Annotated in this window: 22 protein-coding genes, 1 rRNA gene, 1 pseudogene and 1 riboswitch; of the genes and pseudogenes, 11 read left to right on the top strand and 13 right to left on the bottom strand. The window is 40.2% G+C overall.

Features of this window, described 5'->3' with window-relative positions; translation table 11 throughout:
- Both ACQKMR_RS20705 and ACQKMR_RS20700 read right to left on the bottom strand, forming a co-directional pair.
- Nucleotides 1-67, bottom strand: a 16S ribosomal RNA gene (locus ACQKMR_RS20705); the annotation flags it as partial.
- Nucleotides 68-350: 283 nt separating this feature from the next.
- Entirely contained in the window at nucleotides 351-1,214 is an 864-nt protein-coding gene (locus tag ACQKMR_RS20700; protein ID WP_427699004.1) for a nucleotidyltransferase-like protein, read from the bottom strand.
- A gap of 181 nt (nucleotides 1,215-1,395) precedes the next feature.
- On the opposite strand from ACQKMR_RS20700, the gene ACQKMR_RS20695 reads away from it, so the two are divergent.
- Complete coding sequence (locus ACQKMR_RS20695; protein ID WP_427699003.1) at nucleotides 1,396-1,749, top strand: YgzB family protein; 354 nt, start codon at nucleotides 1,396-1,398, stop codon at nucleotides 1,747-1,749.
- A gap of 106 nt (nucleotides 1,750-1,855) precedes the next feature.
- Here ACQKMR_RS20695 and perR read toward each other — a convergent pair whose 3' ends face one another.
- The 6 genes from perR to ACQKMR_RS20665 all read right to left on the bottom strand — a co-directional run bounded on the left by perR (nucleotide 1,856) and on the right by ACQKMR_RS20665 (nucleotide 5,508).
- Complete coding sequence (gene perR, locus ACQKMR_RS20690) at nucleotides 1,856-2,299, bottom strand: peroxide-responsive transcriptional repressor PerR (protein ID WP_427699002.1); 444 nt, start codon at nucleotides 2,297-2,299, stop codon at nucleotides 1,856-1,858.
- Between the two features lie 268 nt (nucleotides 2,300-2,567).
- Nucleotides 2,568-2,891, bottom strand: coding sequence for an NAD(P)-dependent oxidoreductase (locus tag ACQKMR_RS20685; RefSeq protein ID WP_427699001.1), 324 nt, complete (start codon nucleotides 2,889-2,891; stop codon nucleotides 2,568-2,570).
- Nucleotides 2,815-3,222: a hypothetical protein gene (locus tag ACQKMR_RS20680; protein ID WP_427699000.1), complete on the bottom strand. Its 408-nt coding sequence runs from the start codon at nucleotides 3,220-3,222 to the stop codon at nucleotides 2,815-2,817. Before ACQKMR_RS20680 ends, ACQKMR_RS20685 begins: the two co-directional genes overlap by 77 nt.
- Nucleotides 3,223-3,437: 215 nt before the next feature.
- Nucleotides 3,438-4,547 (bottom strand): aminopeptidase, encoded by a 1,110-nt coding sequence (locus tag ACQKMR_RS20675; RefSeq protein ID WP_427698999.1) that lies wholly within the window; start codon nucleotides 4,545-4,547, stop codon nucleotides 3,438-3,440.
- Between the two features lie 11 nt (nucleotides 4,548-4,558).
- Nucleotides 4,559-5,029 carry a thioredoxin-dependent thiol peroxidase gene (gene bcp / locus ACQKMR_RS20670; protein ID WP_053347943.1) on the bottom strand — a complete coding sequence of 157 codons (471 nt, stop codon included), beginning with the start codon at nucleotides 5,027-5,029 and terminating at the stop codon, nucleotides 4,559-4,561.
- A gap of 62 nt (nucleotides 5,030-5,091) precedes the next feature.
- The gene (locus ACQKMR_RS20665; protein WP_284471719.1) at nucleotides 5,092-5,508 is read right to left on the bottom strand and encodes a potassium channel family protein; all 417 of its coding nucleotides are present in this window, start codon (nucleotides 5,506-5,508) and stop codon (nucleotides 5,092-5,094) included.
- A gap of 290 nt (nucleotides 5,509-5,798) precedes the next feature.
- A riboswitch (cobalamin riboswitch) is annotated at nucleotides 5,799-5,989 on the top strand.
- Nucleotides 5,990-6,144: 155 nt separating this feature from the next.
- Between ACQKMR_RS20665 and metE the strand changes: the two genes are divergently transcribed.
- Nucleotides 6,145-8,454 carry a 5-methyltetrahydropteroyltriglutamate--homocysteine S-methyltransferase gene (gene metE / locus ACQKMR_RS20660; protein WP_427698998.1) on the top strand — a complete coding sequence of 770 codons (2,310 nt, stop codon included), beginning with the start codon at nucleotides 6,145-6,147 and terminating at the stop codon, nucleotides 8,452-8,454.
- On the top strand, nucleotides 8,447-8,935 hold the full coding sequence (locus ACQKMR_RS20655) for an acyl-CoA thioesterase (RefSeq protein ID WP_427698997.1): 489 nt from the start codon (nucleotides 8,447-8,449) through the stop codon (nucleotides 8,933-8,935). Before metE ends, ACQKMR_RS20655 begins: the two co-directional genes overlap by 8 nt.
- 40 nt (nucleotides 8,936-8,975) lie before the next feature.
- Here ACQKMR_RS20655 and ACQKMR_RS20650 read toward each other — a convergent pair whose 3' ends face one another.
- From ACQKMR_RS20650 to ACQKMR_RS20640, 3 genes are read right to left on the bottom strand one after another with little or no spacing between them, the layout of a single operon-like run.
- Nucleotides 8,976-9,761: an ABC transporter permease gene (locus ACQKMR_RS20650; RefSeq protein WP_427698996.1), complete on the bottom strand. Its 786-nt coding sequence runs from the start codon at nucleotides 9,759-9,761 to the stop codon at nucleotides 8,976-8,978.
- Between the two features lie 4 nt (nucleotides 9,762-9,765).
- Nucleotides 9,766-10,557: an ABC transporter permease gene (locus tag ACQKMR_RS20645; RefSeq protein WP_427698995.1), complete on the bottom strand. Its 792-nt coding sequence runs from the start codon at nucleotides 10,555-10,557 to the stop codon at nucleotides 9,766-9,768.
- A 48-nt stretch (nucleotides 10,558-10,605) separates the two neighbouring features.
- Nucleotides 10,606-11,613 (bottom strand): ABC transporter ATP-binding protein, encoded by a 1,008-nt coding sequence (locus ACQKMR_RS20640; protein ID WP_427698994.1) that lies wholly within the window; start codon nucleotides 11,611-11,613, stop codon nucleotides 10,606-10,608.
- A gap of 151 nt (nucleotides 11,614-11,764) precedes the next feature.
- On the opposite strand from ACQKMR_RS20640, the gene ACQKMR_RS20635 reads away from it, so the two are divergent.
- The 4 genes from ACQKMR_RS20635 (at nucleotide 11,765) to ACQKMR_RS20620 (ending at nucleotide 19,771) form a co-directional block, all read left to right on the top strand.
- On the top strand, nucleotides 11,765-12,082 hold the full coding sequence (locus ACQKMR_RS20635; RefSeq protein WP_427698993.1) for a hypothetical protein: 318 nt from the start codon (nucleotides 11,765-11,767) through the stop codon (nucleotides 12,080-12,082).
- Between the two features lie 144 nt (nucleotides 12,083-12,226).
- Nucleotides 12,227-13,516, top strand: coding sequence for a glutamate-1-semialdehyde 2,1-aminomutase (locus ACQKMR_RS20630; RefSeq protein WP_116821421.1), 1,290 nt, complete (start codon nucleotides 12,227-12,229; stop codon nucleotides 13,514-13,516).
- Nucleotides 13,517-13,849: 333 nt separating this feature from the next.
- On the top strand, nucleotides 13,850-18,322 hold the full coding sequence (locus ACQKMR_RS20625; protein WP_427698992.1) for a glutamate synthase-related protein: 4,473 nt from the start codon (nucleotides 13,850-13,852) through the stop codon (nucleotides 18,320-18,322).
- Between the two features lie 357 nt (nucleotides 18,323-18,679).
- The gene (locus ACQKMR_RS20620) at nucleotides 18,680-19,771 is read left to right on the top strand and encodes an FUSC family protein (protein ID WP_427698991.1); all 1,092 of its coding nucleotides are present in this window, start codon (nucleotides 18,680-18,682) and stop codon (nucleotides 19,769-19,771) included.
- Here ACQKMR_RS20620 and ACQKMR_RS20615 read toward each other — a convergent pair.
- Both ACQKMR_RS20615 and ACQKMR_RS20610 read right to left on the bottom strand, forming a co-directional pair.
- Nucleotides 19,768-20,066: pseudogene (locus tag ACQKMR_RS20615) on the bottom strand (transposase); the annotation flags it as partial. The gene ACQKMR_RS20620 and the pseudogene ACQKMR_RS20615 sit on opposite strands and share 4 nt — an antisense overlap.
- Nucleotides 20,067-20,332: 266 nt before the next feature.
- Nucleotides 20,333-20,791 (bottom strand): MarR family winged helix-turn-helix transcriptional regulator, encoded by a 459-nt coding sequence (locus ACQKMR_RS20610; protein WP_427698990.1) that lies wholly within the window; start codon nucleotides 20,789-20,791, stop codon nucleotides 20,333-20,335.
- A gap of 363 nt (nucleotides 20,792-21,154) precedes the next feature.
- Here ACQKMR_RS20610 and ACQKMR_RS20605 point away from each other — a divergent pair, with 363 nt between their 5' ends.
- The 4 genes from ACQKMR_RS20605 to ACQKMR_RS20590 are packed head-to-tail and all read left to right on the top strand — an operon-like array spanning nucleotide 21,155 to nucleotide 24,362.
- Nucleotides 21,155-21,793 (top strand): HlyD family secretion protein, encoded by a 639-nt coding sequence (locus ACQKMR_RS20605; protein ID WP_427698989.1) that lies wholly within the window; start codon nucleotides 21,155-21,157, stop codon nucleotides 21,791-21,793.
- Nucleotides 21,794-21,847: 54 nt separating this feature from the next.
- Entirely contained in the window at nucleotides 21,848-23,452 is a 1,605-nt protein-coding gene (locus ACQKMR_RS20600; RefSeq protein ID WP_427699006.1) for a DHA2 family efflux MFS transporter permease subunit, read from the top strand.
- 18 nt (nucleotides 23,453-23,470) lie between these two features.
- The gene (locus tag ACQKMR_RS20595; RefSeq protein ID WP_427698988.1) at nucleotides 23,471-24,001 is read left to right on the top strand and encodes an NAD(P)H-dependent oxidoreductase; all 531 of its coding nucleotides are present in this window, start codon (nucleotides 23,471-23,473) and stop codon (nucleotides 23,999-24,001) included.
- Between the two features lie 13 nt (nucleotides 24,002-24,014).
- Nucleotides 24,015-24,362, top strand: a complete 348-nt coding sequence (locus tag ACQKMR_RS20590; RefSeq protein WP_427698987.1) for a hypothetical protein — start codon at nucleotides 24,015-24,017, stop codon at nucleotides 24,360-24,362.
- The last annotated feature ends 52 nt before the right edge of the window (nucleotides 24,363-24,414 follow it).

The raw sequence follows: 24,414 nt of genomic DNA, 5'->3' as shown, positions 1-24,414 counted from the left end.
GCTCGACTTGCATGTATTAGGCACGCCGCCAGCGTTCGTCCTGAGCCAGGATCAAACTCTCCGAAGAAATGTTTGACTTGCTCATTTTGCTTTTTGATAGTGTGTGCTCACTTAAAAATTAACGTTGGCGCTTTGTTTTGTTCAGTTTTCAAAGAGCAATTTCGTTGTCGTTTACTTCGTAAGCGACTTTTACATCTTATCATGTTATCGACTGTTTTGTCAACATGTTTTTTTGATGTTTTTTTGTTTTGTTGTAGCTGCGAAAGCTGATGTCCCGCAGCGACATGTATTAATATAACACCTAGATTATTATTGGTCAACACTAAAAATGATTTTTTTGAAATATTTTTTTAAACTCTATAAAATCGATGATACACGTCTTGTCCTTTTGTTTCCACTTTGATGACATCTATTACTTTCTTCTCTATTAAGTATTCTAAAAGAACACCTAGATCGACTGAATAAAACTTAAGTTCCGGATGATCCATTAACTCTGCAATTGTCCAAGGATCTTCTTTTGTACTCATTATTTCAACTAAATGCTGTGAACCCGTATTCGTCCTAGAGTAAATAAGAAATTCACTCGCAAGGAAAAGAAGCTCCAATCTTTTTTCAAGGGTTTCCTCACTACTGATCAATTCTTTATACAACTTATAGATTTCAGGTTCCATATGTTTCACTTGGTTCCAGACCGTAACTTCTGGATAAAAACCTTGTTCTATTACTTCTAAACGGGCTAAGTGATGAAGGGAATGAACAATATGATTATACGCATCAAGATAATGACCTTTTTCAAAGAAGCCTTTTCCATCCATATATCTGCGAATTAACTTCGCAAACTCCATCCCTATTTTTAACTTCCTTCCATAAAAAGGAAACTCTCTGATTTCTGTTTTCAAATGATCCAAATATTCATTCCGGTCAAAGAGGACCTTTCCGTTATAAATCCAGTCAACTACTTTACGGTTTGATCCTAATAGAAGCCATTCTTTTAGTTGTTCTTCCTTAACGATATGTAAAGCTGCCTTTTTGTCCTGGTATGTGTAGTGCTTTAAAAACACTGCCTCTTCTGCTTCATCTACAATAACAAAAAGGATGTAGTCAAATGTATCGGTAATCGGGCTGTTACTTTCCCTTTTTTCTATTAATAAGATTCCAAGTGTAGATTTTAAACTTGCTCGCTCTTGATAAATCGGGCGAAGGATATCTTCCATTATAAATTCCTCCAAAACCTTTTTTTTTAAACATTCGACAAAACTCTTCAAAATCCTGTATTTCACCTAGATGATATTTACAAAAACAACACATTTAAAAGTAATATGTATCCTTTATTTCTTTTTTGTTCCATCCTTAGTTTATGTTATAGTTAAAGTTATATTTTAGGAGGGACAATCCATGGCTAAATATTCTAGCAAAATCAATAAAATCCGTACATTTGCTTTAAGTTTGATTTTCATCGGCTTTATAGTGATGTATCTTGGACTTTTCTTTAAATCACATCCTATTGTTATGACGCTTTTTATGGGTCTAGGTCTTTTATTTATTATTGCAAGCACCGGCGTTTATTTTTGGATTGGAATGCTTTCTACAAAATCTATCCAGGTTGTGTGTCCTAACTGTAGTAAACCTACAAAAGTATTGGGACGTGTGGATATTTGCATGCATTGTGAAGAACCATTGACTCTTGATAAAAAGCTAGAGGGCGAAGAATTTAACGAAAAATATAATCGCAAAAGCCTGCATGACTAAATTAAACCCTTAAGAGAGTTTGTTTCTCCCAGACAGATGGCTCGTGATTAATTGTATCATTTTTTTGCAACAAAAAAAAAGTTCCAACCAAGTGGCGGAACTTTTTTTAATGCGCTTCTTTTTTCGAACACTCTGTACAATCTCCATATATTTCCATCCGATGGTGACTAACATTGAAACCGGTGACCTGTGCTGCAAAATGTTCGACTTCGTCCAATGCAGGATAATCAAAATCTACAATTTTTCCGCAGGTTTGGCAGATTACATGATAATGATTCGTCGTTACAAAATCAAATCTTGCTGAAGAATCGCCATAGGTAAGTTCTTTAACCAATCCTACTTCGCGGAACACACGCAAGTTGTTATAAACCGTAGCCACACTCATATTGGGAAACTTTCCTTCTAGCGCTTTATATATATCATCTGCGGTAGGGTGAGACATAGAGCTTATCAAATATTCAAGTATCGCATGGCGTTGAGGAGTTATTCTTACACCGGTATCTTTAAGGGAATCCAACGCTTCTTTTAACTGAACTTCAGACACCGTCATCCACCTCTTTTTCTCATTAAGTATGAATTATTAAATTATAATATTTATAAATAGTGTACCTTTTTTAAGTTGATTTTGTCAATATTTCACCTGTTTATCTCTTCATTTTAAGTTTATTCATCCACCCTTTAAATCTTCCCCATTTTCTAGTTTGAGCCTAGCATCCTCTCGATAAGTCAATGACGTTGATAAAGTCATTTCCATCTATCAGGTATTCATGCATGTTTTTTCAAAAATCGAAAAGGTTCTAGGTAAATATTCACTGCTTTTACTCGAAAGATGCGGTGTGACCGTTACATTTTAACACTTCCTCGTAAACCAGATCACCGCGTCCAATATTCACGAAAACGGCAGAAGCTTTCATAGCTTTAAAGTGTTCTTTTTGCAACAGATTCTGTGTTTCAATCGTGCTTGGCAGAACAGATGCGATGTAATCTGCTTCCGGTAATACCCCATATAGACGATCAATGTGCTGCACAGGATTTCCGCTCCGATTGACCCCAATTGTCGTCATCCTAAAGGCATTCCCAAGACGCGCTACCTCTCCGCCAATTGCACCAGCACCAAGAATGAGTATCGATCGATTTCCCATTCAATTCTCCTACTTCTATCTTTCTATCCCAAAGCTCGTCTGATTCATTCTTGATAAGCTGTTTCACTTTCTTTTCGTACCGCAAAAGCATCCCAATCGTGTACTCTGCCATCGGTATTTTATGGATACCTCTTGCATTTGTTACCAAAATCCCGCGATTCTCAATGGCTTTAAAAGGCATTAATTCCATACCTGCACTCATAACCATAATCCATTTTAAATTCGGTGCTTTCTCAATTGTCTCATCTGTTAAATCTTCGCCGTATGTAATTAGGATTTCCGCTCCGCGCAGTGGTTCATCCTCCCAATCCTCTTGATAAACGAAATTCAAAGCAGGAAAGGTATCCTCCATCTTCTTTTGGATATCTTCGTTTGGAATGATTGTGAAAGTAATTACATATTTTATCTCTCCTTTTAATAACAAAAAAAAACACGGGCTCTGTATGTCCCGCGCAACTTTCTCTGAGGAGGTATTCCCTTAATAAAGCATATTCAGGTGTCCTCTTTTTGAGTTGGACAAAAGCCTTAACCCTGTAAAAAAAGGCTTTATTTTAATAAATTGGGGTTTAAAGCACGTAGTTCCGGCAACATAAAAATGCCATCCCTTCGGATCAGAATGTCATCAAAGTAGATATCACCACCGCCATATTCAGGGCGCTGGATCAAAACCATATCCCAATGTGTAGAAGAACGGTTTCCATTATCAGCCTCTTGATATGCTTGGCCAGGAGTTAGATGCAGACTGCCACATATTTTCTCATCAAACAAAATATCGTCCATTGGCTCCATAATAAATGGATTGATTCCAAGCGCGAATTCCCCAATAAAACGGGACCCTTCATCTACATCAAGAATCTCGTTCATTTTAGAACTTTGATTGGAATCTGCTTTCGTAATTTTCCCCTTTTGCAAGGTTAAAACTATGTCACGAAAGGTGACTCCTTGATATGTTGAAGGGGTGTTGAAGGCTATCTTACCATGAACACTCTCTTTTACGGGTGCCGTGAACACTTCCCCGTCCGGTAAATTGTTTTTCCCAGCGCATATGACAGCCGGCATTCCTTTAATGGAAAAGGTGAGGTCTGTCCCTGGTGATACAATTCGAACTTTTTCAGTATGCTCCATCAATAGCTTAAGCGGTTTCAGTGCTACTTCCATTTTTCCGTAATCCATTGTGCAAACGTTTAATAGAAAGTCTTCATACCTGCTAAAGCTCATGCCAGCTTTTTGTGCTGAGCTAGTGGTCGGGTAATTAAGTAAAACCCAGCGCCTGTTGTTTACATAGAAAAGAGTCGACGACTTCATCGCTTCTCCATGAAGACGATGCCTCTCTGCAGGTACATCTGCCAAATCAGCATTGTTATCTTCACCGGAGATGATTATTATCGCATCAATATCAGTATATTTCCTCAAAGTCCATTGTGATAAGGTATCAAGTTGTTCCTTCACATTCCCTTTTAACAAGTGGCAGCTTATTTCATCGTCTTCCAGTTCTACATATGGATATGCCCCAACTCTGTATGTTTCTTTAATCAGTTCTTTCAATAACGGTTTCGTGCTGATATGACCCCGTATCAAGATTCTCTCTTTTGGCTGTAATTGTACGGAATGATGAATCAGCCTTGCAGCAAGCCTGGTTATTCGCTTATCCTTCATCTGCCTGTACCTTATTTTTCTAGATCACGAAGAGTTTCAAGCGCTTCTTCAACATGCCCTTTAACTTTTACTTTACGCCATTCTTTAACGATCGTTCCTTCTTTATCAATCAGAAAAGTTGAACGTTCTATACCCATATATTCCTTACCGAAGTTCTTTTTTAATTTCCATACATCATATAATTCAGCAGCTTCTTGATTTTCGTCAGCTAGCAGCAGAAAAGGTAACCCATATTTTTCAATGAATTTTTCATGACGCGCCGCCGGGTCTGGACTAATCCCTATTATGACAGCATTCAATTCCTCAAACTGCTCATTGTGGTCACGGAAATCACAAGCCTCCGTTGTGCAACCAGGCGTCATGTCTTTCGGATAAAAATATAAAACAACGTGTTTGCCTTTAAAATCCGATAGGGACACTTTTTCACCGTTGTTTGCAGGTAGTTGAAAATCAGGTGCTTTTTCTCCAATTTTAACAGTCATTCTAACCCCTCCATTTCTTTCATTATGGTAAGCGTACCCAATAATTGAAAGAAACACAACTTTCATTTATTCCTCCTTTCCTGATCTAAATCAATCACTGTCCGAATTACAAACGCGGCCGGGAGCGTATAGCCGATGAATGCCTGGATTGTCGCAATCATCCTGCCCACGCCTATCGGGGCTATATCCCCATACCCTACAGAAAACATCGTCATCGCACTAAAATAAAAAGAAGTCTTCAGTTGCTCGTAAAAACTGCCGTCCAAACGATTGCCCATATCAAGAATCACTGAATGATTCTGAAGCTCGTATAATAAATAAATCAGTGCAAAACCTACTAATATCGTCGCATATAAATTGCCAAGCCACAGCATATCCTCCAGAGAAAACTTCTTTCCTCCCGACTCAACAAGAAATAACGTTCGAATGCTCATCACCATGCAAAAAATGATTCCTGCAATCAAGATGTAAAAAGTCATCCCCCACGCCTCATTTCAAAACAACCCATTCCCCTATACATACTCCCCGTCCAAACAATATATTCTTTATTTAGGGGTCAGACCCCATTTCCCAACATTCACATCCTTAAACAAACCTAGGTGCACCAATAGTTTTGTCGATATAGGGCGGGGTCAGACCCCATTTCCCGAGACTTTTTTCCTTGTTGACCATTTTAGTCGGGATATGTTAAGATTGTCTAAATTTTTATAATAGTTTTTATTTTATAAATTTTTGCCACCTGCAGTTTAATTTACAGCAGGTTTGTGAAATTTCATATGTGGAAATAGGTTCCTAATTTTTTTAGGATTAAAAGGGAAGTCCGGTGTAATTCCGGCACGGTCCCGCCACTGTAATAGGAATGTTAGCGCTATGCAATATGCCACTGATTTTCGGATTGGGAAGGCCTGCCGCTAATAAGATTCCTCAAGTCAGGAGACCTGCCTGTTTCGACAACACTGTTTTAACCTACGGAGAATAGGGAAGTGTTAGGGACCTTATAATTTTAAGGGGTTTTTGTATACCCCTTTATTTTAAGCATTTCTAACTTTCTCTTTTGATGGTTAGGGGTGCTTTTTTTATTGTTATTTTATTAAAAGAAAAAAGAATGTAGGAGGATGGGAATATTGAAAAGTAGTAGTTTAGGGTACCCGCGAATTGGGGAAGATCGTGAATGGAAACGCACATTAGAAGCTTACTGGTCCGGAAAAATCGATGAATCGGAGTTTACAGCACAGCTAGAAGCCATCCGTTTAGGCAACTTACAAAAGCAAAAGGACCAAGGTATTGATATTATTCCTGTCAATGACTTTACTTTATATGATCAAATGCTCGATATGTCTGTAATGTTCGGTCTTGTTCCTGAGCGTTATTCAGCCTATAAAGGCGGCACCGTTCCCCTTTCTGTATATTATTCTATGGCTCGCGGAAACAAGGATGAAGTTGCTTCTGAAATGACGAAATGGTTCAATACAAATTATCACTATATCGTTCCCGAATTAAAACCGTCAAAGCTGACTTTGACAGAAAATAAACCACTTGCTTCTTATCGCGAAGCCAAAGAAAAACTAGGAATTGAAGCTAAGCCCGTGTTAGTCGGACCTTATACTTTTATTACTCTGTCTAAAGGCTACAATAAACAAGATGTACCTGGAATCATCCTTAGTCTCCTGCCTTTATACACACAAATTCTGCAAGAGTTAGAACATGAAGGCGTGAAGTGGGTGCAAATCGATGAGCCCTCCCTTGTTTCATCCATTTCTAAAGATGATATGCAAACTGTTACTTACTTATATGAAAAATTGAGTGAAGCAGCTCCAAACTTGAACATCATGCTACAAACATACTTTGATGCGGTAGAGCACTACCAAGAGGTGATTGAATTACACGTTCAAGGGATCGGTCTTGATTTTGTCCATGATAAAGGGAAGAACCTTAGTAATCTTCAAGAATTCGGTTTCCCGAAAGACAAAGTGCTCGGTGCAGGTGTGATTGATGGGAAAAATATTTGGCTTTCCGATTTATCGAAAAAGAATCAGTTGATCAATACCATCACAAAAACCGTAGCCGAAGACCAAATTTGGCTTCAACCCTCTTGCTCCCTGCTTCATGTACCAGTAACGGTTCGAAATGAGACGGCTCTTACTAAAGAAGTTCAACAGGCCCTTGCCTTTGCTGATGAGAAGCTTGAAGAAATCACTCTACTAGTAAAAGGTAGTAATCAAGGTGCCAATGCAATTGCTGAAAAAGTAGCCACTAACAAATTAGCACTTCAAACGTTAGCAAGTTCAAATGCGCGAAATCATAAAGACGTCCAAACTGGTGTCGAACACGCGAAGAGTAAAACAGCCGGCCGGCAGCTGTCATTTAAAGAGCGCTATCAAAAACAACAGGAATTTTTCAAACTGCCTTTCCTTCCATCAACAACAATCGGAAGCTTTCCGCAGACAGCTGAAGTAAAACAAGCTCGCGGAAAATTCAAACGAGGAGAATGGACTGCTGCTCAATATGAAACATTTGTTAACGAGGAAATCAGCAGATGGATCAATATCCAGGAAGAAATCGGCTTGGATGTTCTTGTACACGGAGAATTTGAACGAACAGATATGGTTGAATTTTTCGGCCATAAGCTAGGAGGATTCGTTTTCCTCGAAAAAGGCTGGGTACAATCTTACGGTTCTCGCTGCGTAAAACCACCTGTTATCTACGGCGATGTTCATTTCATCGAGCCGATGACAGTCCGGGAAAGTGTGTACGCGCAATCCCTGACGAAGAAAACGGTAAAAGGAATGCTGACAGGTCCTGTAACAATTCTGAACTGGTCATTTGTACGTGATGATATTTCAAGGGAGAATGTTTGCTACCAGTTAGCGCTCGCCTTGGAAAAAGAAGTGGGAGCCTTAGAAACTGCCGGAATCAAAATGATTCAGGTGGATGAGCCTGCCCTTAGAGAAGGTCTTCCATTGAAAAAAGGCGACCGCGATGAATATTTAAAATGGGCTGTGAACTCCTTCTTGATTTCCACTTCAAGTGTGGAAGATACAACTCAAATTCACACGCATATGTGTTATTGCGATTTCAACAGCTTCATGGATGTCATCTCTTCCCTGGATGCCGATGTAATTTCCATAGAAACATCTCGCAGCCACGGTGAACTAGCTTCCGCATTTGAGGAAAAAACGTATGAAAAGGGTATTGGTCTAGGAGTATATGATATTCACAGTCCACGCGTTCCTGCAGTCGAGGAAATGGTCGATATGATTGAACGAGGCATCAAAGTATTGGATAAAGATCAATTTTGGATTAACCCCGACTGCGGCCTGAAAACAAGGGGCGTTCCTGAAACCATTGCTTCTTTGAAAAATATGGTGGAAGCTGCAACAATCGTTCGCAAAAACCTACTGGTCAATCAACAGTCGAATGATTGAAAAAGGTATTGATTTTACAAATGCTAATCCTATCCGGCAGTCACGGACTTTTTTAACTGATCTTGTTTTCCCACCAGATACGAATCATCACAACACTATCTTTGGAGGTAAAGTGATGGCCTATGTAGATAAAATCGCCTGCATTTCAGCAATGCGCCATTGCCGAAAACCGGTTGTGACCGTATCAAGCGACTCCTTTGACTTTTTGGCACCCATCAAGACAGGGGATGCGATTAACCTAGAGGCCTATGTCACCTGTGCCCATCGGACGTCGATGGAGGTATTTGTGAAAGTGGAGCGAGAAAACCTATTAACCGGTGAAAAGCAGCTTACAGCCCGCGCTTTTTTAACGATGCTAGCAATAGACGCAGATGGAAAGCCCACCCCCGTTCCTCAGGTTTTTCCGGAAACGGAAGAGGAAAAGCAACAATTCGTTCAAGCACAAGCTAGATATATTGAAAGAAAGAATAAGCGTAAATAAGAAAAATCCCTTCAACTGAATAATGTTGAAGGGATTCTTTTTAGTTTCCAGCTCCGCGGTACCTTTTCACTCCCTGATTCCAAATGAAAACAGATACTATGAAAAAGGCAATCCCGATAACCGGTGTTGCAAATGCATAAGCATACCACTCTTCTTTTCTAAGAAAATAAGAGGCTGGATACACGCCGACAAACGCGAATGGCAGCACCCATGTAAGTACAAACCGAATGACCTTGTTATAAATATCAACCGGATAGCGGCCATAGTTCCCGATATTGTACATCATTGGCATGATTGACGTTTTCGCATCCGACCAGAACCCAATGCTTGCAATTGCTACAAAGATGGACGCATAAGCAAGTGCCCCACCGATTGCAAAAATCACAAAGAGAATAGGATCATACCAAGTAAGCTCGAGATTCAATGATGCACCCGAATAGAAAATAATGATCAGGCCGGTCACAACACCAAATAATGATTCAAGCTCAATTCTTTCCAAAATGACTTGAAACAGGCTGTGGATCGGCCTAGTTAATATTCGGTCCATCTCACCTTTAACGATATAGCGATCGTTAAAATCCCAGATATTAAAAAATGAAGAAAAAAGAGCAAATGGTATAAGGAAGAATCCGTATATAAAAATAATTTCTTCACGGCTCCAACCGCTTAAAAATTGCGTATGTCCGAAAACAACTAAGATAAATACCAGATTCACAACCTGATTCAATAGGTCAGAAAGAATTTCCATGAAAAAGTCGGCACGGTACTGCAATCTCGTTTTCATATATTGGCTTACATATTGAAAAAACATCGATACATAGAACATCTCATCAACCCCCTTGAATAATCAGCTGTTTTTTTGCGACTATCCATAAAAGCTGAATTGGTATTATGAGAATAATGACCCAAATAAATTGCTGTAATAAGGCCATGCCGATATCGCCTGAGCTATAACCATTTGTGAAAATCATGCTTGGTACATAGCTGATCCCTTGAAAAGGCAAATACTTCATTACTTCTTGCGCCCATATTGGGTAAAAACTGATTGGTAGCAACAGCCCGGAAAATAAATCAATGATGACCCTTTTTGCCCGGATTAGCCCTGCGTTGTTATATAAGAAAAATGTAGTGATTCCCGTTAATAAGTTAATTTGTGTATTAATGATGAAACTGAACAGCAAGGAAATGCCGAATATTCCCCACGTTGCCGGTTCATGTGGCAATTCGATAGGAAAAATAAAAGCTACCAGCAGCATACCTGGAATGGAAAAGAAGAAGAAACGGAATATTCCCTCTCCCAGCCCTTGCATCGTCTTCATGCCTAAATAGTTATAAGGTCGAATCATTTCGATGGCAACCTTGCCGTCTTTTATTTCATTAGCAATTTCACGGTCAATATTATTAAAATAAAAAGCACGCGCCATCCAGGCAACCGCTACATAGGTTGTCATCTGCGTACTTGAAAGTCCTTCGATGGAGCTTTTATCCCCATATATCGCATTCCATAAGAAATAATAAGCACCAATATTGATACTATAAATTAAAATACCAGTATAATAATCCGTTCGATACGCAAGCATCATCAAAAAACGCATGCGAATCATAGCAAGATATTTCCCCATGGTCCTCTCCCTTCTTGTCAGACACGTTGTTTCTTAATGGTACGAGAGTCAGACCGTGCCTTCTTCATAAATATTACGAACAATCTCTTCAATAGAGGTTTCATGAATTTTGACGTCCTTGATTTTAAAATGTGATACGACCGCAGAAACAAGCTGTGAAATATGATCGCTTTCCTCTTTCATCATAGCCATGTAAGTTTGATGTTTTTCATCGTATACCCAGTTCGCGGTAAACGGCAGCGGTAAGGATTGCAAATCATGTAACTCAACCGGTTCAATAAATTGAAAGTGAACCTGTTTTTCCTCCGCCCAATTATCTTTCAAACTCTGCAGTTCCCCATCATAAATAATCTGGCCTTCATCAAGCATGATTACGCGCTCACACAAAGCCTCTATGTCTCCTAAGTCATGGGTAGTCAAAAGGATTGTCGTGTTATATTTTTTATTGATTTCTTTCAAAAACTCGCGAATTTTCATTTTCACGAGCACATCAAGGCCAATCGTCGGCTCATCTAAGAACAGCAGCGGTGGATTGTGAATCAGTGCTGCAGCAAGCTCACAGCGCATCCGCTGACCAAGTGAAAGTTTACGTACCGGTTTGTCGAGCAAAGGGCCGATATCGAGTGTCTTGATCACATGTTCCATATGGTCGTTATATTGTTCATCTGATACTTTATAGACTTTTTTCAGCAACCGGAAGGATTCTTGAACTGCAATATCCCACCACAGCTGGGAGCGCTGACCAAATACAACCCCGATTGTCTGCGTGAACTTTTCCCGTTCTTTATGTGGATTCATGCCATTTACCGTAATTTCACCCGCTGTTGGCTCTAAAATACCTGTAAGCATTTTAATCGTTGTCGATTTCCCTGCACCATTTTCCCCGATATAAGCTACCATCTCACCCTTTTTTACAGTAAAATTAATATCGTTAACAGCAGGAACAATTTTATAATTTCTTGTAAGTAAATCGCGAAAGGCTCCTTTTAAACCAGATCGGCTTGATACCGACTTAAATTCCTTCCGCAGCTGTTTCACTTGAATTGCATCACTCATTCTATTATTTCCTCCGTAATCTCTTGTCCTAATGAATTAGTTTATCCAACCTCAGCTTTTTAGACAATAAAAATGCCTAGATGCAAAGGACTATTTTCAGGGCAAATTTTGGCGTTGCATGAGATACATATATAAAGGAGACAAGTATGCTATGAATATTAAACAATTATTACTATCCCAAATCGAAAAGGTCGTTATCGATCTTCGATATGATTTCCTTTACGAAGATGAATACGAAATATTATGCCAAGTTGTCCAAAGGGATTCCTCCGGATCGATTGAAAATACCCCCTTAAGCTTCCACTTGCATATTAATGAAGAAAAAGGAACCGGCCACCTTATCTTCTACCAAGCCCAAGGTGAAATCAAACGCCAAAGCTTTGACATCGAAAACCCTACCACCATCCTGAACATCCTATCCTTCATAACTGATGTTTTGGGGTCAGACCCTATTTCCCGAACAAAATAAAATGCGAAGAAGCCTGCTGTTTCTAGGGTTTCAGCGTTTTTATAAGGGGCCAGACCCTATTTCCCAACCTTTCACCCCAGATTTCTGGCCAGAAAAGTGCTATGATTAAGGGGATTATGATTGTATTTTTAGGAGGTTTTTAGATTGGATTTTAGTAATTCAGAGCTTTTACATAAAGAGGCATTGGAGCATATTGTCGGCGGGGTTAACAGCCCTTCTCGTTCTTATAAAGCCGTAGGCGGCGGTTCACCGGTTGCCATGGATCATGCCAAGGGAGCTTACTTCTGGGACGTCGATGGCAACAAGTATATCGATTATCTAGCGGCATACGGGCCGATCATCACTGGCCATGCCCACCCACATATCACAGAGGCGATTACAAAAGCTGCTGAAACAGGTGTTTTATACGGTACTCCCACTAAACACGAAGTCAAGTTCGCCAAAATGCTAAAAGAAGCAATTCCATCCCTAGATAAAGTCCGCTTCACCAATTCAGGTACTGAATCTGTTATGTCCACCATCCGTGTGGCCCGCGCTTATACTGGACGCGACAAAATCATTAAGTTTGCCGGCTGTTACCATGGTCACTCCGACCTTGTTCTCGTAGCTGCAGGTTCAGGTCCGTCTACGCTTGGAACACCGGACTCTGCTGGTGTTCCGAAAAGTATTGCACAAGAAGTCATCACGGTTCCTTTCAATGATATCGAGCCATTTAAAGAAGCGCTTAACAAATGGGGCAACGAGATTGCTGGTGTCCTAGTCGAGCCGATTGTCGGCAACTTTGGAATCGTCGAGCCAAACCCAGGCTTCTTAGAAGATGTCATCTCTCTATCTCATGAAGCCGGTTCACTCGTTATTTTTGATGAAGTCATCACCGCTTTCCGTTTTATGTACGGTGGAGCACAGGACCTTTTGGGAATTCAGCCTGACCTGACTGCCCTTGGAAAAATCATCGGTGGAGGCCTTCCGATCGGCGCTTATGGCGGTAAAAAAGAAATCATGGAAACTGTAGCACCGCTCGGACCTGCCTACCAAGCAGGAACGATGGCAGGTAATCCAGCTTCCATGCTTTCTGGGATTGCATGCTTAGAAGTTCTAAAAGAAGAAGGTCTATACGATGAGCTTGATCGCTTAGGAAAAATCCTCGAAGAAGGTATCCTAAAAGCAGCTCGCCAATATAATGTCCCTATCACTACTAACCGCCTTAAAGGGGCTTTAACCATCTACTTCACAACAGAAAAAATTGAAAATTATGAGCAGGCAGAAAACACGGATGGCGAAATGTTCGGTAAGTTTTTCAAGCTTATGCTTCACCAAGGCATCAATTTGGCACCGTCAAAATATGAAGCTTGGTTCTTGACAATAGCTCACACAGATGATGATATCGCTTATACTCTAAAAGCGGTTGAACATGCATTCAAAAACCTAATATAAGAAATAAAAAAGCATAATTATGCAATTTTTATACACCTCCAAGATGCACATCATTCTTGGAGGTTTCTTATTTCCTTTAAATAAATCATTGAAATTGGCCTTTAAAGCATTTTTTCACAAAATTGACACTCTGCCTCTCATCCAATCTATTGTATAAAAAATTGATTTCTGAATATTTAAATGATATGATATCAATACATTTATATACAATTTCTTTCAATCAATTAATAACTTAAACGTTTGTTTAAGTTTACTAATATTATCCTCGTTAAATCAAATGCTACAGGAGGTGAAAGGCAGAAAATAAGGGAAAACCTTATTCACGCCAAACATATGACTCAACAATGGACACCTGCTTCATTTAAAGAATTTTACAGAGAAGAACATGATGCCTGCGGAATTGTTTCCTGCATTGAAAAAAAGAAAATCCCAACCAATGAAAATATCTTTGCCTGTATCGACGCTTTGGTTAAAATGAACCATCGCTGCGGCTTTATTAATGGTGAAGGAGATGGCGCCGGTATTCATATTGATATTCCTAGGGCTCTCTGGAAAAAGAAGCTTGAAGCGGAAAATATCGATTCCAGCATCGTCGATCAAGATGCCTTCATAGTCGGCCACTTATTTTTAAGCAATAAAACAGAAGCAAATGATTTGAAAATCCAAGTCAAAGAGAAACTCCTTCAACACGGGCTTTCCTTGATCTTCGAAACAGATAAAGCATACCTTTCTGAAGCATTAGGGCCGATTGCCATTCAAGAAGACCCAGTGTTCTGGCAATTTGCCTGTTCATCCACAATCGAAAACCACCAGGAGCTTTCCAATGCTCTTTTTGAACTAACTTCCGACATCGAAAAAAGTGATTTTATCCATGTTGCTTCTCTAAGCCAGTATCATGCGGTCTACAAAGTAATGGGGGCCGGAGATACGCTTCCTGCCTATTACCATGATCTTGCTGACCCTTTAGCCGCTTCCACTATGACCCTAGGACACAATCGTTTTTCAACTAATACTCTATCAAGCTTTTTCAGGGTCCAGCCCTTCAGTGTGCTTGGACATAACGGCGAAATCAATACTATTGCCAAATTGCGTGATGAAGCAAAAATGATTGGTGTTCCGATCGCAAAAGACGGGAGTGACTCCCAGGACTTAAACAAAACAATCGAAACATTTATCTGTCGTCATGGCTACTCTTTGTTTGAGGCGATCGATCTTGTTTTCCCTCCAATTATTAATGAAATCAAGGAATACCCTGAACACTTACAAAACCTATATACGTATTTACGAGAAGCATGGGGACATTTTGCACAAGGTCCTGCTGGAATTATCTCCCGTTTTGGCGACGAAGCAGTTTTCTCTGTCGACTCTCTAGGCTTGCGTCCACTTTGGAATATTGAAACGGAAACTTCCTATATGTTCACTTCTGAACCAGGTATCATTTCTTCTAATGAATATACAGGAGATCCAAAACCATTGGGTCCAGGGGAAAAAGTCGGCTTGAAATGGAACGGTGATTCTATTGAATTGTACAATTACAAAGATTTCCAGGATAAGGTATTTGAACTTTTCAATAATCGTTTTGTTCTTTACAATGACCTAGTCCGCTTACAGCCACAGATTTTTGAAAAAGTGGTCTCCATGACAAACACACAAGCCATTCATAACGGTCAATATAAAGCCTTTGGCTGGGAAAGAGAGCATGTTCAATTAGTCGAACAGATGGCCGAAAAAGGAGCTGAACCTATTCGTTCACTAGGTCACGATGCACCACTGGCCGCCCTCAATCCTCAGCGGACCAATATTTCAGATTTCATTAAGGAAAGTGTCGCTGTTGTAACCAACCCAGCGATCGACCGGGATCGGGAAACCGAGCACTTCTCAACAAGAACCATCATTGGGAAACGGCCTTCTTTATTTGAAGCCAAAAAGGCGGGGAAAGTTACGGAGCTTCTAACTCCTTTACTAATTGAAGGGTTAACAGGTTATGAATGCTCATCTATTGTTTCGCAGCCAAGCTACGATCAATTCGTTAAATATAATCAAGATCAAAAACTAGTACATTTTATTTCAAGCACTTTTACAGAGGATGAAAGTATTCCGGATGCATTAACCAGAATTACCGATGAAGCGGTTAAAGCAATCGATGAAGGAAAAACTCTGCTCGTTTTGGATGATGCCCTCGCCCACCAAAACGGAAATCTTTGGCTTGATCCACACCTTGTCACTTCAGCAGTCGATCAAGCATTAGTCAATACAGGTAAACGTAGGGATTGTTCCATTCTTTTACGTTCTGCATCGCTAAGATCTCTGCATGATATCATTGTTTCTTATGGACTTGGAGCAAACTTAATCAGTCCGTATTTCATGTTCCTATCCTTATCTTCTGATGATCTTAAGGGTGTTACCAATCTATATAACTCATTGACAAAAGGACTTGAGAAAGTAATCTCCACCATCGGCATTCATGAACTACGCGGCTATGGACGACTTTTCTCAAGCATCGGGTTGCATGAGGAGATTGCCAATTATTTAAATATCGCTAACTTCTTTGGTTCAAATGATTTAGACTATAACTTTGACAGAATCAAAGCCGACGCCATCCAGCGTGCGGTAGATTACGATAATGAAAAAGAACGGATGGGTAAAACCTTCCATTTATTCCCAAGGATTTGGAAATCTATTGGAGAAATTGCTTCAACCGGGGACTATGACGCTTATCGCGAAAAAATTACTGAACAAGAAGAGTCCAATCCGACAACGATTCGTCATTTAACATCCTTAAAAGCTTCCGATATATCTGTCCCATCCGAAGAAGTCAGTCTTTCTATCGGCGAACAGGAGCTGCCATTTGTCATTGCCTCTATGTCCTTTGGATCACAAAATGAGATAGCTTTCCGGGCGTACGCAGAAGCTGCCGAACGGTTAGGTATGATTAGTATGAATGGTGAAGGTGGAGAAATTAAGGATATGCTGGGCAAGTACCCGAAATCCCGCGGACAGCAGATTGCTTCAGGCCGTTTCGGTGTTAACGCAGAGCTCTTAAACTCTTCTAATCTATTAGAAATTAAAATTGGGCAGGGGGCAAAACCTGGTGAGGGCGGACATCTTCCCGGATCGAAGGTTACCGCGAAAATTGCGGAAGCCCGAAATGCAACCATTGGTTCTGACTTAATCTCCCCTTCCAATAACCATGATATATACTCTATTGAAGATTTGGCGCAAATGATTCATGAGTTAAAAACGGCAAATGACAAAGCCAAAGTCGCCGTTAAGGTACCAGTTGTTCCAAACATTGGTACAATTGCAGTCGGTGTTGCCAAAGCTGGCGCCGATATCATCACGCTTTCTGGTTTTGATGGCGGAACAGGTGCCGCTCGGATTCATGCCCTCGAACATGTTGGTCTTCCAGTTGAGATAGGTGTGAAGGCGGCACATAACGCGCTCCTTGAGTCTGGAATTCGTCAAAACATTGAAATTTGGGCTGATGGCGGGTTAAAAAGCTCGATGGATATATTAAAATTGATGTTGCTTGGGGCAAACCGTGTCGGCTTTGGAACCCTTTCGATGATTGCAGTTGGCTGTACAACTTGCCGTGGCTGTCACCTTGATACATGCCATGTCGGCATCGCCACTCAAATCGAATCGGAAGCACAAGCAAAAGAACATGGGCTGCGCCGCTTTGTTCCTCGAAAATTTGATTTAGCGGTTCAAGGATTAACGAATATGTTCACTGCATTTGCCAAAGAACTTAAAGCGCTGACCGGATCTCTTGGTGTGAAGAATCTTCAAGATATTGTTGGTCGCTCTGATTTGCTTCAGCAAGCTAAAGGTCAACAAATCCTGGATTTAACTTATTTATTAAAAAACCTTGATATAACGCCATTCTCTAATAAAGAAACTGCGGCGTATTTGAACGAGGGTTCCATGCAGGTAGCTGTAGGGGCTGAATACCTGGATTCACATGTCGAAGAGCTTCAGCAATCCCGCAACTATAGCTCGATCACCTCCGAGCAGCGTGTACTCGGTAGCCGAGTCTCCTGCCACCGGGTCCGAGGCCGGCTGGATGGATCATACAAAAAGCTTCCTCCTGTTCACCTATCCTATCAGGATGGTTCGATTCCAGGTAATGGACTTGGGGCATACAATACCGAGGGAATCTCGATTAGCGTAAATGGTGGCGCCCAGGATGGAATTGGTAAAACATCGATTGGTGGAAATATCGCCATCTTTAAATCTCCCGGAAAAGATGGAAAGTTTTTCAATGGATCTGTCGGTAAAGGCTTCGGATATGGTGCACAGCACGGTCTCCTTATTGCCCAAGGCGATGCCGATGCCAGGGCAGGAATCCGGCTTTCCGGAGCTGATATGATCATTGGCGGACTACTGAAGCAACCCATTCCAGCAAAGGAAACTGGAAATATTGCGGTAACTTCCAATATTAAGGGATTTGCTTTTGAATATATGACAAATGGAAGAGGATTGGTTCTAGGTGATCCAGGGCCATGGATCTGTGCAGGGATGACCGGCGGTGTCGTTTATTTACGTCAGCAACCTGAAGCTGGATTAACCAAAGAAGTTATTCAAAAGCGGGTTGCAAAAGGAGCGGAAATTTCAATTGAGTCGCTTTCTAAAAAAGGTCTTCAAGACGTGACTGAACTTCTTGGAAAATACGTGTCTCTGTTAAAAGATCAAGGCCAAACAGAAGAAGCAACTTCTCTAGAGACTTTGCTTCAACACCCTAGTAAACATTTCCTTCAAGTTGTTCCTGTTAAAGAACAAGCGGATCCAGCTGTATCCACTGAGTAATAAAGAGTTCTCACTTGAAAGATACTTGGCAGCTTAAGTCTTAATATTATCGAAAAAGCTGATGCTCTTTAATTTTGAGCATCAGCTTTTTCCAATAGTATAAATGCCTGAAGAGAAAGACATATTGAGGTAATTACACGATGATAAATTGCCTCTATTTTCTTTATATATTAGACTTAAAATTACCTATTGTAACTTCAAGGAAATTCCTGTATATTACTTTTTGTTTACTTCCTCATATTTTAGTGTAAAGTACTAACAAATAAGTTAGAATACAACTTTAAGCAATAGTCTATATATAAATAGAGCCTTTGTTAAAATAACCTATTACATTTCAAAGAAAGGATTAACCTATATATGAAGTTTGGTGCCCGCATTCTCAAAACAGGAATAGCGATAGTTTTAGCTCTTTATCTTTCGGAACTACTTAATCTACCTGCTCCTGGCCTTTCTGGGATTGCTGCAATTTTTGCAATACAGCCGACCATTTATCGTTCTTATCAAACGGTATTGGAACAAGTACAAGGAAATATAATCGGGGCATTGGTGGCCGTTTCCTTCGTATTGTTATTCGGAAATGACATTTTTTTTATCGGCCTGGCCGTGATGGTCGTCATAACCATCAATTTAAAATTAAAAATGGATAAAACGATTGTACTTTCTATCGTGACGGTTATTGCCATCATGGAAAGTCAGCAAGGTGAATTTCTAAACTTTGCCTTTATTCGTCTCTCATCTGTTTTACTGGGGATTGTCTCTTCTTTTATCGTCAATCTTGTTTTTCTCCCACCTAAGTATGAAGCAAAGCTTTATACACGCATAACTGATGTGACGGAAGATATTTTAAAATGGATTCGAATTAGCACAAGACATGCTACTGAACACACATTATTGAAAAAAGACATCAGCAGGTTAAAAGAAGAGTTACTTGATCTAGAACATATTTATTCTATGTACAAAGAGGAACGTGAATATTTCAAAAAGAACAGTGTTGCTAAAGCCAGGAAGCTAGTTGTATATCGGCAAATGATTATCACCACAAAAAAAGCGTTTGAAACTTTGAAGAGAATTCATAAATTCGAGAATGAATTTTATCAAATGCCTGAAGATTTCCAACGGAGTATCTTACAGCAGCTTGATTCCCTAATTCGTAAGCATGAACAGCTGATATTACTGCATATCGAAAAAATTAAAGCCATTGAGGAAATTGAAGATTGGGATCAGGATTGCTTAAGTCGTAAAGAGCTTCTTGCTCACTTTTTTGAACAGCAAAATCAAGTGGACGAAATGCATGATAACTTGGGCCATCTTTCGGCCCGCCTTGTACCATTGATTTCATCCGTCATTGAGTATGACGAACAATTGGAACATCTTGAAAAGCTGATTGTCAGCTTCCAGTCCTTCCATAAGGATGATAATGAAATCTCTGTCCAATATGAAGAAGATTAATAATAAGGACTGTTCATCGGAACCGTCTCAGTTTGTAGACAAAAGGGGTTCGGAATTAAAAAATTCCGAACCCCTTTTGAAATTCCCTTTGAATTTTGGCCCACTCTGTTAGGCCATTTTGGACCTTGCCATGTCCAATTGGCCATCTTCTTTAAATTAATGGCAGCGAAAGTAAGCATCTCCTGCATCGACAATTTTCAAGTCCCCTTAAAGTAGTCCAACGCATGCCATGCTTTTCTTTTGCATCTGCGAATACACGCTCAATCGTTTCTTTACGTTTCGCATATATAGGTTTTACATCTTGATGATGGATGATTGGAACGGAAGGTACGAGACTCCTGCGGGAAAAGCGTGTCCAAGGGAGACCCGGCAGGCGCAATGGCGCCGAGGAGGCTCCCGGACCGCCCGCGGAAAGCGAGTGCCCTACGTTCCAATCAACGGTCAAATTTTAAAAACCTAAAAAAACTGTAGACAAACTCAATTATTATCGAGTTTGTCTACAGGCTGGGACGGTTCATCGGAACCGTCTTTTTTTATTTTCACCATTTATTATATACTTATTCAATCTTCCAAAAGGTGTTGATCTGCTGCCTTTTCAATCCTATCCAATTTCATTAATAAATCCTGCATCTCATCCTCAGAGAATGTATTAAAGTTCTTACCCATTAATTGGTTATGCTCCGCAAGTACTTTACCCAAAATTTCTTCTCCGCCCTTTTTTAATTCAAGGTTAATGACTCTGCGATCTTTATCCGAAGGCGCCCGTCTCACATAATCCATTTCGACCAATTTATCTACAAAGACAGTAATCGCACTCGGCTTCACCGTCAAAAAGTCAGCCAGTTGAGTTGATTTAATTGACCCTTCTCTTTTTAATATCATCAATATGAAAAATTGAGGCGATGTCAATCCAAAGGGCTGAAGATTTTTGACAACGATGTTCCGAAGTTTTTTCCTGATCCGAAAAATCTGCATTTCTATACTATTGGTTACTTCCCATTTAAAATCCAGCCTTCTCACTCCTTATATAGGACAATCCTATCTTAAATTTAAATAAATGATTATGTATTGTCAAATCTACTCATCTTTATCATTAAAGCCACAGCACTTCCTCTCCTTCCCATTAGGGTTTATTTACCATCAGCAACTCCGAATATATTACATGACAAAAATTAATTAAACTGGTAAACTTTTTATTTAATAATATTAATACTTATAAAAATTAATATTTATTAAAGTTAACTAATAAACATTAGACATAGAGGGCAGGTGTTAACTAGGTCAAGTTAGTTTTTTATAGAAGGATCTGCAACAAATCGTGTGGCGATTTTTTATAGCCATTCAATTGAATCATTATCAATAATTCTTGGAGGCGAAGAACACGTGAATAAAGGACGTTTAATTTTAATCAATGTCATTGGATTAGTGGTTATTTTGGCAGTTGTAGGCGGAGGGGCTTATTACTATTATGAAAGCACGAATTTCATCAAAACAGATGAAGCAAAAGTTACAGGAGATTTATATACGATCGTAGCTCCTGCTTCTGGAAAACTAACAGGTTGGGACCTAAAAGAAGGCGACATTGTGAGTAAAGAAAATAAAGTGGCTAAAGTTTCAACGGTAGAAGGAGAACAAACTGTAAAAACTTCAGCCCCCGGTACAGTTGTTAAAACACAGGTATTAGAGGATCAGCTTGTCCAAGCAGGTCAAACTCTCGCACAGACCATTAATATGGAGGACTTATCGATAACCGCTAATATTGAAGAAAATAAACTAAAAAATATTGAAAAGGGTGATAGCGTCGATATTATCATCGATGGAGATCCCGATACGGTTTTCGAGGGTACATTAGAACAAATCGGTTACGCAACCACATCAGTCTTTTCAGTGATGGGTAACCAAAATAGTAGCGGAAACTATACAAAAGTAACTCAAAAGGTTCCAGTTAGAATTTCTATTAAAGCTCCTTCCGATAAAGTATTACCAGGCATGAACGCCGAAGTGAAGATATCAACAAAATAATTTTGCCAACACAGTTTTACAGAAAGGAGGTTGGCTTAAATGGCTCCTCAAACAATCTCAGTAAATGAAAACAAAGGAATGAAACAATATGCTCCCATGTTAATCATCTTAATGCTTGGCTTGTTCATGGTCATCTTGAATCAAACCTTGCTAAGTGTCGCGATGCCGAGAATGATGGCTGAATTCAATGTCGCGGCAACTACGATTCAATGGTTATCCACTGGTTTCATGCTCGTTAATGGGGCATTGATTCCTTTGTCCGCTTTTTTAATTGAGCGTTTTGGTACGCGCGTCTTATTCCTCGCTGCCATGTTTTTATTCACAGTCGGAACTCTCATCTGTGGCATTGCACCAAATTTCCCAGTTATTCTTACCGGCCGGTTAATTCAGGCAGCTGGTGGGGGGATATTACAGCCATTAGTCATGACGATCATTCTTTTTGTCTTCCCTCCAGAAATGCGTGGGAAAGGAATGGGAATCTTTGGCCTCGCTATCATGTTTGCCCCTGCCATCGGTCCAACTTTATCTGGTTGGGTCATACAGGAATATAGCTGGAGAGTCATGTTCTATGCAATGGTGCCATTAGGCATAATTATCATGACGTTAGCCTTTTTTAATATGCGCAATGTGGCAGAACCCAAGAAAATCAAATTGGATTTATTAGGTGCATCCTTATCTCTGATAGGTGTAGCATCCCTACTATATGGTGTCAGTGAAGCAGGTTCAAAAGGCTGGTCAGACGTTATCGTTCTAGGAACCATCATCGTTGGGGTTATCCTTCTTACCCTATTTGTAGTTCAACAGCTACAATCGGATACACCGATGCTCGATTTCCGTGTGTTTAAGTACGATATGTTCGTTTTATCAAATATTATTTCTGCCATCGTTACAGTGGCAATGTTTACCGGTATTTTCTTATTGCCGATTTATTTACAAACGCTAAGGGGTTTCACACCTGTTCAATCTGGTTTATTGATGTTACCGGGAGCACTTGTGATGATGGTGATGTCTCCTGTTTCAGGAGCTTTATTTGACAAAGTCGGCCCTCGTCCATTAGCACTTGTTGGTTTGGTAATTACAGCAATCACAACCTATGAATTCGCAAACCTGACTACGGAAACGACCTTTTCAACTTTGGTTATCTTCTATGCCATTCGTTCTCTTGGAATGTCTTTACTGATGATGCCAATCATGACGGCTGGGATGAATCAGCTTCCAAAGCATCTGAATACACATGGTACTGCGATGAGCAATACATTGAAACAAGTAACCGGGGCCATTGGAACAAGCTTTGTTACGACCATATATACAACTCGTGCTTCTTTTCATGGCACTACTTTAGGAACGGATATGAGTGTTAGTGACCCTGGCTTTGTGCAAAATTTCCAATCAATTGTTCAATCCATCATGAGTTCCATGAATCAAACTAGTGAGCAGGCACAAGAAACCGCAATGTCTCTGATTTCCGCTCAAATCCAAGGTCAAGCAAACGTAATGGGAATCAATGATGCTTTCTTTTGGGCAACAGGCTTTGCAGTTGCCGGCATTGTTCTCTCACTGTTTTTGCGTGACGTTCGGAAGGACAAAGCTTTTAAACAATCTAAACAAGAGAAAAATGATGTACCTTTATTGCCTTCACCAGTAAAAAAATCAGTTTAACCAAACGGGGGGATAAGAATGAAGATCTATGTTGTATATGACAGCGAAGGCAGCCACACGAAGGCTCTAGCCGAAGCAATCGCTCATGGAGCCGCTAAGATTCCTGGAGCTGAAGTACTAATTGATCATGTAAACGAGGCCGATGTTTATAAGCTTCCGGAAATGGACGCCATCATTTGGGGCTGTCCCGGACATTTCGGAACCATCAGTTCAGGTCTGAAAACCTGGATTGATAAACTCGGCTATCTATGGGCGGAAGGTACACTGATCAATAAAATCGGGGCTGTATTCTGTACAACAGCTACCTTACATGGCGGGCTAGAAGCTACGATGCTAAACTTGATTACTCCGATGCTTCATCAGGGGATGATCATTGTCGGTTTACCTGGTACTGTTCTTGAAAACGCATTATACGGGTCTTATTATGGTGTGGGAATCAGCTGCCCACCCGGCGTGGATGAGAGCATCACCACTAATGACTTCCAGCTTGGAGAAGCATTAGGAAAACGGGTAGCCCATGTCACTCGATCATTCATAAACGAGCTCTAGGAGGCTTGATTCAATGGGCATAATTCTAATTATTATCGTTGCCATTTTAGCGGTTACGGGTTTAATTACATTTAATATCAAAGCGTTATCCCCTGATGAGAACCCGGTCGTTGAGGAAGAGCACTCTTTAGGTGAGTCCGCTTTTCCCCCAGAAGTTGACTTTAGTACCGAAATCATTGTCCAAAAGGACAGGGATGAACTGAAAATGAAGGATGATGATTATCGTTTGGCGCTTTCTAATCTTCACAATCAACTGCACTCAAACGATGATTCATCTGAAGAAAACAATCCAACCGTTCGCAAAATGAAGGATAAAGAATATCGCGGTACATTAGAGGATTTTCAGCAACATGGCAAATAAAATAAGATCCCCTTATTGGCGTTAGGCCATTGAGGGGATCTTATTTTATAAT

Source organism: Peribacillus sp. NPDC096540 (assembly GCF_050278525.1).
Taxonomy (GTDB): Bacteria; Bacillota; Bacilli; order Bacillales; family DSM-1321; genus Peribacillus.
The sequence above is the reverse complement of the archived record's forward strand: the minus strand, read 5'-3'. Positions and strand labels throughout refer to the sequence as shown.

Coding starts and splice junctions, on each gene's coding strand:
- ACQKMR_RS20675 (WP_427698999.1), bottom strand. CDS start 4,547: ATGAAGGATAAGCGAATAACCAGGCTTGCTGCAAGGCTGATTCATCAT.
- ACQKMR_RS20595 (WP_427698988.1), top strand. CDS start 23,471: ATGAAGATCTATGTTGTATATGACAGCGAAGGCAGCCACACGAAGGCT.
- bcp (WP_053347943.1), bottom strand. CDS start 5,029: ATGACTGTTAAAATTGGAGAAAAAGCACCTGATTTTCAACTACCTGCA.
- ACQKMR_RS20655 (WP_427698997.1), top strand. CDS start 8,447: ATGATTGAAAAAGGTATTGATTTTACAAATGCTAATCCTATCCGGCAG.
- ACQKMR_RS20640 (WP_427698994.1), bottom strand. CDS start 11,613: ATGAGTGATGCAATTCAAGTGAAACAGCTGCGGAAGGAATTTAAGTCG.
- ACQKMR_RS20590 (WP_427698987.1), top strand. CDS start 24,015: ATGGGCATAATTCTAATTATTATCGTTGCCATTTTAGCGGTTACGGGT.
- ACQKMR_RS20685 (WP_427699001.1), bottom strand. CDS start 2,891: ATGGGAAATCGATCGATACTCATTCTTGGTGCTGGTGCAATTGGCGGA.
- ACQKMR_RS20650 (WP_427698996.1), bottom strand. CDS start 9,761: ATGTTCTATGTATCGATGTTTTTTCAATATGTAAGCCAATATATGAAA.
- ACQKMR_RS20635 (WP_427698993.1), top strand. CDS start 11,765: ATGAATATTAAACAATTATTACTATCCCAAATCGAAAAGGTCGTTATC.
- ACQKMR_RS20695 (WP_427699003.1), top strand. CDS start 1,396: ATGGCTAAATATTCTAGCAAAATCAATAAAATCCGTACATTTGCTTTA.
- perR (WP_427699002.1), bottom strand. CDS start 2,299: ATGACGGTGTCTGAAGTTCAGTTAAAAGAAGCGTTGGATTCCCTTAAA.
- ACQKMR_RS20700 (WP_427699004.1), bottom strand. CDS start 1,214: ATGGAAGATATCCTTCGCCCGATTTATCAAGAGCGAGCAAGTTTAAAA.
- metE (WP_427698998.1), top strand. CDS start 6,145: ATGGGAATATTGAAAAGTAGTAGTTTAGGGTACCCGCGAATTGGGGAA.
- ACQKMR_RS20620 (WP_427698991.1), top strand. CDS start 18,680: ATGAAGTTTGGTGCCCGCATTCTCAAAACAGGAATAGCGATAGTTTTA.
- ACQKMR_RS20665 (WP_284471719.1), bottom strand. CDS start 5,508: ATGACTTTTTACATCTTGATTGCAGGAATCATTTTTTGCATGGTGATG.
- ACQKMR_RS20625 (WP_427698992.1), top strand. CDS start 13,850: ATGACTCAACAATGGACACCTGCTTCATTTAAAGAATTTTACAGAGAA.
- ACQKMR_RS20645 (WP_427698995.1), bottom strand. CDS start 10,557: ATGGGGAAATATCTTGCTATGATTCGCATGCGTTTTTTGATGATGCTT.